5 protein-coding genes are annotated in these 6,776 nt (G+C 71.4%); 2 read left to right on the top strand and 3 right to left on the bottom strand.

Annotated elements, in window-relative coordinates; genetic code table 11:
• Positions 1-349: 349 nt before the first annotated feature.
• Both ctaD and F8274_RS16365 read right to left on the bottom strand, forming a co-directional pair.
• Positions 350-2,107 carry a cytochrome c oxidase subunit I gene (ctaD, locus tag F8274_RS16370; RefSeq protein WP_151463256.1) on the bottom strand — a complete coding sequence of 586 codons (1,758 nt, stop codon included), beginning with the start codon at positions 2,105-2,107 and terminating at the stop codon, positions 350-352.
• Positions 2,108-2,235: 128 nt separating this feature from the next.
• Complete coding sequence (locus F8274_RS16365) at positions 2,236-3,342, bottom strand: FAD-dependent monooxygenase (protein WP_151463255.1); 1,107 nt, start codon at positions 3,340-3,342, stop codon at positions 2,236-2,238.
• A 281-nt stretch (positions 3,343-3,623) separates the two neighbouring features.
• Here F8274_RS16365 and F8274_RS16360 point away from each other — a divergent pair, with 281 nt between their 5' ends.
• Complete coding sequence (locus tag F8274_RS16360; RefSeq protein ID WP_151463254.1) at positions 3,624-4,763, top strand: cellulose binding domain-containing protein; 1,140 nt, start codon at positions 3,624-3,626, stop codon at positions 4,761-4,763.
• Between the two features lie 71 nt (positions 4,764-4,834).
• Here the strand turns inward: F8274_RS16360 and F8274_RS16355 are convergent, their stop codons facing one another.
• A complete protein-coding gene (locus tag F8274_RS16355) occupies positions 4,835-5,617 on the bottom strand; it encodes an aldo/keto reductase (RefSeq protein WP_151463253.1) in 783 nt (260 codons plus the stop codon).
• 118 nt (positions 5,618-5,735) lie between these two features.
• On the opposite strand from F8274_RS16355, the gene F8274_RS16350 reads away from it, so the two are divergent.
• The gene (locus F8274_RS16350; RefSeq protein WP_151463252.1) at positions 5,736-6,770 is read left to right on the top strand and encodes a DNA polymerase ligase N-terminal domain-containing protein; all 1,035 of its coding nucleotides are present in this window, start codon (positions 5,736-5,738) and stop codon (positions 6,768-6,770) included.
• Positions 6,771-6,776: the final 6 nt, after the last annotated feature.

Here is a 6,776-nt window from a genome sequence, read left to right as displayed (position 1 = left end):
CTACGCCGACTACCTGCCCGGTGACGGCTTCACGTTCCTGAACACGCGGCCCGGGCCCCAACGCCCGGCGGAGCCGAGCCGGCGGCCTACGCCTCCCTCCCCCCGGCCCCGGCTCGCGCGAGCCGCGCGTCGCCCCGGCGGGCCGACTCACGCTCTCCCCACCCGCTACCCGGGCCGTTGATCAAGAGGTTTGCGTCAGGATTCAGGCCATTCCTGACGCAAACTCCTTGATCAACGCCGCAGGGCGGAGGGCGGGCGCCGGCACCACGCCGCGCGCGGCGCGCCGCGCGGAAACGCGACGGGCGCCGCACCCCGAAGGGTGCGGCGCCCGTGCTCGGGTCGGCCTGGGTCAGCTCTTGTCGAGCCGGCCCTCGGTGTCCTCCTGGTACGTGGCGCCACCGTCGGACTCCGCGGTGAGCGGCTTGGCGCCGCCCTCCGGCGGGCCGGCCAGCGACTGACCCGCGGCAAGCTCGGGGAACTTGTGGTCGAACGCCGGCCGCTCGGAGCGGATCCGCGGCATCCGGTCGAAGTTCCGCAGCGGCGGCGGCGAGCTGGTGGCCCACTCGAGCGAGTTGCCGTGGCCCCACGGGTCGTCGACCTCGACCACCGGACCGGTCTTGTACGACTTCCAGCAGTTCCAGATGAACGGCAGGGTCGAGATGCCGGTGATGAAGGCGCCGACGGTGGACAGCGTGTTCAGGAACGTGAAGCCGTCACCGGGCAGGTAGTCGGCGTAGCGGCGGGGCATGCCCTCCGCGCCGAGCCAGTGCTGCACCAGGAACGTGGTGTGGAAACCGATCATGGTCAGCCAGAAGTGGATCTTGCCGAGCCGCTCGTCGAGCATCCGGCCGAACATCTTCGGGAACCAGAAGTAGATGCCGCCGAACACGGCGAACACGATGGTGCCGAAGAGCACGTAGTGGAAGTGCGCCACCACGAAGTACGAGTCGTGCAGGTGGAAGTCGAGCGGCGGGCTGGCCAGCAGCACACCGGTCAGGCCACCGAAGAGGAAGGTCACCAGGAAGCCGATCGCGAAGAGCATCGGCGTCTCGAAGGTGATCTGGCCCCGCCACATGGTGCCGATCCAGTTGAAGAACTTCATGCCGGTCGGCACGGCGATCAGGTAGCTCAGGAAGCTGAAGAACGGCAGCAGCACCTGGCCGGTGGCGAACATGTGGTGCGCCCACACGCTCATCGACAGGGCGGCGATGGCGATGGTGGCGGCGACCAGACCCTTGTAACCGAAGATCGGCTTCCGGGAGAACACCGGGATGATCTCGGTGATGATGCCGAAGAACGGCAGCGCGATGATGTAGACCTCGGGGTGCCCGAAGAACCAGAACAGGTGCTGCCAGAGCATCGGCCCGCCGGTGGCGGGGTCGTACACGTGCGCGCCGATCAGGCGGTCCGCGGCGAGCGCGAACAGCGCGGCGGCCAGCAGCGGGAAGACCAGGATCGCCAGCAGGCTGGTGACCAGCATGTTCCAGGTGAAGATCGGCATCCGGAACATGGTCATGCCGGGGGCGCGCAGGGTCAGGATCGTGGTGATCAGGTTGACCGCGCCGAGGATGGTGCCCAGACCGGAGATGGCCAGGCCGACAACCCACATGTTCGCGCCCACGCCCGGCGAGTGCTCGGCGGTGCTCAGCGGGGTGTAGGCCGTCCAGCCGAAGTCGGCCGCGCCGCCCGGGGCGATGAAACCGGCGGTGGCCATGGTGCCACCGAACAGGTACAGCCAGTAGGCGAAGGCGTTCAGGCGGGGGAACGACACGTCAGGCGCGCCGATCTGCAGCGGCACCACGTAGTTCGCGAAGGCGAACACGATCGGCGTCGCGAAGAACAGCAGCATGATCGTGCCGTGCATGGTGAAGAGCTGGTTGTACTGCTCGGGCGACAGGAACTGCAGGCCCGGCCGCGCCAGCTCGGCGCGCATGATCAGGGCCATGAGGCCACCGATCATGAAGAACGCGAACGCGGTGACCATGTACATGATCCCGATCTGCTTCGCGTCCGTGGTGCGCAGCAGCCGCGCGATTGCCGACCCCTTGACCGGCTCGCGGACCGGCCAGGGCCGGGTCACGACCGGCTTGGGTGCGACGGTGGTCACGAGTGGCCTCCGGTTCTGGGTTGTCCCGCTCGGCGCGCTCTTGATCTGCGCAGCCGTCATCCGCAAGGAGGATAGTCCCCGGTAGGTGGCCCCGCTTCGTGGGGTGGCGGCTACGATCACCGGCCCTTCTACAGCGGGCCGGTCAGCAGCCGGTAGTGCTCCTGGAAGATCCGTCCGCCGCGTCCGCGCAGCAACGGATCGCGCAGTGCCGGCGGCACGTCGCGGGTGCGGTTGCGGTCCCGGGTCCGGTCCCGCACCCAGCGGGTACGCGGGCGGCGGCGACTCTCGTACGCGAGCAGGGCGGCCTCGACGCTGCCGGCGGCCCGCAGCGACTCGGCGAGCACCACGGCGTCCTCCAGTGCCATGGCGGCGCCCTGGGAGAGCGTCGGCGCGGTGGCGTGAGCCGCGTCACCGACGAGCAGCACCCGACCATGGAACCAGCGTCCCAGCTCGACCTCCTCGGTGAGCTCCACGTCCACGGTCTCCAGGGCGGCGAGCACCTCGGGCACCGGCCCGCCGTAGTCGTCGAACAGCTCGTGCAGCCGGGCGAGCGGGTCGGCCGGCAGGCTGGTGCCGGCCTCGTCGGCGTAACAGTGCAGCCGGCCGGCGCCGAGCGGCACCACCAGGAAGCCGGCGCGCTGGCCGAGCAGTGCGGTCCAGTCGGCGACCCGGGGGCCGCCGCGCACCACGCTGCGGTAGACCACCTGGCCGGCGGGGCGGGGCGGGCCGCCGAGCGCGGCCAGGGTGCGCACCGCCGAGCGGGGCCCGTCGGCGCCGATGACCAGGTCGTACTCGCCGCTCGTGCCGTCGGTGAAGCCGACCGCGACGCCGCCGGGCAGCGGCTCGACGGTGGTGATCTCGGCGCCGTGCCGGACGGCGCCGCCGGCGCCGGTGAGCAGCACCCGGTGCAGCTCGGCGCGGGGCAGCGCGCGGCACTCCCCCACCCCGGCCCACAGCGTGTCGAGGTCGACCTCGCAGAGCGCCGCGCCGGTGGCGTCCAGGAAGCGCTGGCGGTGGATGACCTCGCCGAGGGGGCGTACCGGGCCGTCCAGGTCGAGCCGGCGCAGCGCGCGGGCCGCGTTGCCCGGGAGGTAGAGGCCGATGTCGGCGCGCTCGGTCGGGGGCAGCTTCTCGGTCACGTCGGGGCGGAACCCCGCCAGGCGCAGCGCCCGGGCCACGGCGAGACCGGCGATGCCCGCGCCGACGACGAGGATGCGCAGGGGGGAACCACCCATTGTTGGGTACGCCTCCGGAGGGGTTCGGAACGCGTTGGAGGCAAGACATTACTCGCCGCAACCAAGGGGCGGAAGTGCCCATCGGCCCCGGCGTGGAGGCCCGGTCAGCGACCGGGAGCCCTCCCACCGGCGGGAATCCCGCTCCGACCGGGGGACCCGGCCGGGCCGTCACATCAATCGACCCGACCGGAACGGTTGCGCTGGAGTTTCAGACATGTAAATGTGTTGGCGTAAGGGTGGGAGCGCTCCCGGCATCGCCCACCGACACGAATCGGAGCATCATGAAGCGTCCACTGAGGGCCCTCGCCGCGGCCGGCCTGCTGGCCGCCGGCTCCATCGTCGCCGTCGCGCTCGGCGGCACCGCCTCCGCCGACACCCAGATCTGCGAGCAGTACGGGTCGACCACAATCGGCGGAAAGTACGTCGTGCAGAACAACCGCTGGGGCACCAGCGCGCAGCAGTGCATCAACGTGACCTCCACCGGCTTCTCGATCACCCGTCAGGACGGGGTGGGGAACACCAGCGGCGCGCCGGTCTCGTACCCGTCGATCTTCGTGGGCTGCCACTACACGAACTGCTCGCCCGGCACCAACCTGCCGATCCAGGTGAAGAGCATCAGCAGCGCGCCGAGCAGCATCAGCTACACCTACGTGAGCGGCGCGGTCTACGACGCCGCGTACGACATCTGGCTCGACCCGACGCCGAAGAAGGACGGGGTCAGCCAGATGGAGATCATGGTCTGGTTCAACCGGCAGGGCCCGATCCAGCCGATCGGCTCGGTGGTCGGCACCGCCAGCGTCGCGGGCCGGACCTGGGAGGTCTGGCGGGGCAGCAACGGCTCGAACAACGTCATCTCGTACGTGGCGCCGTCCCCCATCACGAGCATGAGCTTCGACGCCATGGCGTTCATCAACGACACCCGGAGCCGGGGCGCGATCACCAGCGACTGGTACCTGACCAGCATCCAGGCCGGCTTCGAGCCGTGGCAGGGCGGCGTCGGCCTGGCCGTCAACTCGTTCTCGCAGAGCGTCAACACCGGCGGCACCACGCCGACCACCCCGCCGGCCACCACGCCGCCGCCGAGCACCCCGCCGCCGGGCAACGCGGCCTGCTCGGTGCGCTACGCCACCAACGTCTGGAACAACGGCTTCACCGCCGACGTGACGATCACCAACACCGGCTCCAGCGCCGTCAACGGCTGGACGCTGAACTACAACCTGCCCTCCGGGCAGACCATCACGGGCTCGTGGAACGCCACCGTGACGCAGAGCGGGTCCGCGGTGACCGCCCGGAACCTGAGCTACAACGGCACGCTGGCCCCCGGAGCCTCGACCAGCTTCGGCTACCAGGCCACGCTGAGCGGCGGATTCTCCACGCCCACCAGCTTCACCCTGAACGGCAGCACCTGCACCAGGGCGTGACACCCACCTGATCCCGGGGCGCGGTCCGCACGGGCCGCGCCCCGCCTCACGCTCGACGCCGCCGCTGGCCGTCAGCCGCCGAGGGCGTCGATGTCGCGCATCTCCTCGGCGGTGAGCGAGAAGCGGAACACGTCGGCGTTGACCCGGATCCGCTCCGGGGTGACCGACTTCGGGATGACCACGATCTCGTGGTCGATGTGCCAGCGCAGCACCACCTGGGCCGGCGAGACGTCGTGCGCCTGGGCGATCCGGACCAGCACCGGGTCGGAGAGGTCACTGGTCTTGAACGGGCTGTAGCCCTCCAGCACCACCCCGCGGTCCCGGTGCGCGGCGTGCACCTGCCGGTCGTACAGGGACGGGCTCCAGCGGATCTGGTTGACCGCCGGCGTCTCCTCGGTGGCCTGGATGAGCTCGTCGATCTGGCTGATGCTGTAGTTGCTCACCCCGACGGCCCGCGCCAGGTTCTCGTCCCGGGCCGCGAGCATCTCGCGCCAGACGGGGATGCTGTCGGCGGGCGAGGACGGCGGCCAGTGGATCAGCCACAGGTCGACGTGGTCGGTGTCGAGGGCGGCCAGGCTGGCCTCGATGGTCTCCCGTTCCCGGCCCACCCGGTCGGGCGGCAGCTTCGTGGTGATGAAGAGGTCCTCGCGGCGCAGCCCGCTCTCCGTGATCGCCCGGCCGACCTCCTTCTCGTTGCCGTACATCGTGGCGGTGTCGATGTGCCGGTAACCGGCGTCGAGGGCGGCGAGCACGGCGTCGTACCCGGCGTTGCCGGTGGCCTGCCAGGTGCCGAAGCCGAGCAGCGGCATCCGGACGTCGCCGGTGAGCGGGACGGTGGGCTGGTCGAGGTCCATACGGACGCTTCTACCCGTGATGGCCGCCGCCATGCCGGCGACCCGCCGAGCGGCGGCCGAATGGAACGGAAGAGGCAGGAACCGGGCGACGAGGCCGGACCTGCCGGAGAATGCGGGGGTGGCTGACCGGCTGGAGGAGTACCGGCGGAAACGGGACGCGGCGCGTACCCCGGAGCCGGTGCCGGAGGAGACCTCGGAGCGGAAGCGGGCCGCGCGGCGCAAGCCCCGGTTCGTCATCCAGCAGCACCACGCCCGGAGCCTGCACTGGGACCTGCGGCTGGAGCACGACGGCGTGCTGGCCTCCTGGGCGGTGCCGCGGGGGCTGCCCCGCGACCCGGGCCGCAACCACCTCGCCGTGCACACCGAGGACCACCCGATGGAGTACCTCACCTTCCACGGCGAGATCCCGGCCGGCGAGTACGGCGGCGGGAGGATGACCGTCCACGACACCGGCACCTACCGGGTGGAGAAGTGGCGCGACGACGAGGTGATCGTGGTCCTGGACGGCCGGCGGACGAAGGGGCGGTACGTGCTCTTCGCCACCGGGGGCCGGGGCCGGGACTGGATGGTCCGCCGCACCGACCCGGCGCCGGAGGGCTGGACGCCGATGCCCGAGCTGGTCCGGCCGATGCACACCACCCCCGGCAAGGGGCTGCCCAGGGACGAGGCCGCCTGGGGGTACGAGCTGCGCTGGGACGGGGTGCGGGCCATGGCGTACGTCTCCGGCGGTCGCCTGCGGCTGCTCGACGACTCCGACGAGGAGATCGGCGGGGCGTACCCGTGGCTGCGGGCGATGGCCGAGGAGTTGGCGCCGGTCGAGGCGGTGCTGGACGGCGTGCTGGTGCGGATCGACCCGGGCGGGCGGGTGAAGCCGCCGACGAAGCGCGACGGCCAGTTCCTCGCCGTCGACCTGCTCTGGCTGGAGGGCGTGACCAGCCTCGACGTCCCGTACGCGCAGCGCCGGGAACTGCTCGACGGTCTGGCGCTGACCGGCCCACACTGGCAGACTCCGCCGTGGTTCCCGGGGGTCGGCGCGGACGCCCTGCGGACCGCCCGCGAACAGGGGCTCCCGGGGGTGGTGGCCAAGCGCCTCGACTCCCCCTACGAGCCGGGTCGGCGCAGCCGGCACTGGCTGAGCCTCGACCCGAGCTGAGGAGCC

The sequence above is a fragment of the Micromonospora sp. AMSO31t genome (genome assembly GCF_008868175.1).
Taxonomy (GTDB): Bacteria; Actinomycetota; Actinomycetes; order Mycobacteriales; family Micromonosporaceae; genus Micromonospora.
The sequence above is the reverse complement of the archived record's forward strand: the minus strand, read 5'-3'. Positions and strand labels throughout refer to the sequence as shown.

Excerpts from the sequence above, each read along its gene's own strand:
- F8274_RS16365 (WP_151463255.1), bottom strand. The coding sequence starts at position 3,342 with ATGGGTGGTTCCCCCCTGCGCATCCTCGTCGTCGGCGCGGGCATCGCC.
- F8274_RS16355 (WP_151463253.1), bottom strand. The coding sequence starts at position 5,617 with ATGGACCTCGACCAGCCCACCGTCCCGCTCACCGGCGACGTCCGGATG.
- F8274_RS16360 (WP_151463254.1), top strand. The coding sequence starts at position 3,624 with ATGAAGCGTCCACTGAGGGCCCTCGCCGCGGCCGGCCTGCTGGCCGCC.